The 1,132-nt window shown below is 67.0% G+C and carries 1 protein-coding gene; it reads right to left on the bottom strand.

The genetic code is table 11. From position 1 onward, the window contains the following. The coding region (locus tag ACWC24_RS41880) for a tyrosine-type recombinase/integrase (protein WP_450668171.1) at positions 1 to 1,121 on the bottom strand (1,121 nt) is incomplete at its 3' end. Between the last annotated feature and the right edge of the window lie 11 nt (positions 1,122 to 1,132).

Consider the following 1,132-nt stretch of genomic DNA (forward strand, 5'->3'; position numbering starts at 1 on the left):
GTGAGGTCGTGGTTGAGGAGTTTGGCTGCCTTGCTCAGGGAGCCGGGCATGAGGTGGCGGTAGATCTCGAAGGTGACGGCGATGGTCTTGTGGCCCATCCACTCGGCGACGTCGGTGATGGGTATGCCGTGGGTCAGGCAGTTCGACGCGAAGAAGTGGCGCAGGCTGTAGACGACCATCCCGTCCGGGATCTCGAGGCGGCCGCTCTGTTTCATCCGCCGCCACTGATTGGCGATGTGGTAGTGCGGGAACGGCCGCGCCGGGTCGCCGGGATGACGCAGGAGATAGCCCTCGACCGTCCCGTGCTTTTCCGTGAACCACTCGATGGTCTCTTTGACGTGGGCGGGCAGGGGCACGTCGCGGTGCTCGCCCGCCTTGCGGTGCTTGAGCCTGGCGTAGTCGTTCGTGGTGCGGTTGACCTGCTCCGTGATCCGGTAGACATCGTCGGCGACGATGTTGTTCACGTTGACCGCGAACGCCTCCCCGTTGCGCATCCCGCACCCGCTCATCAGCGCCACGACCAGACGGAACGCGTCATCCCCCGCACTCCGCAGTCCCCGCAGCTGCCCGGGCGAGGGAATGACGACCCGCTTGGGGTCGTACTGCGGCTGCTTCACGCCCTCGACGGGATTGTCGTCGTACAGCCCGAGCCGGTTCGCGTCCAGCAGGATCGCCCGCAACTTGTCGAACGCGTTGGCCTGCGCGGCCAGCCCCACCCCGTTGCTCTCCATGTCCCGCACGAACCCCTCGACCACCTTGTGGTCGAAGGTGTCCATCCGCCGGCTCCCCAGCAACGGCACCAGATGGATCGCCAGCAGCGACTCCAGATGGCGCACCGACGCCGGCGCCAGGTCCCGCTGCCCGGCCTTCCACTCAGCCGCGTACTGCTCGAACCGCATCGCCCCGTACTTCGCGATCCGCTCCGCCTTCGACCGCCCCGCCGGCGCCGCCTTCCGCAGCTTGTAGAGCTCCACCAAACGCTCCACCGCAGCGTCCTGCGTCGCGAACCCCGACTCCTCCGACTGAGCCCCCGCCGCCGTACGAAACCGGATCTTGTACAAGTGCGGACACCGCGGCCACCGCGACCGCCCATGCCCACACTCCTTGAAAAACGACCCCATCCCACGAACCA

It is taken from the genome of Streptomyces sp. NPDC001443, assembly GCF_053597355.1.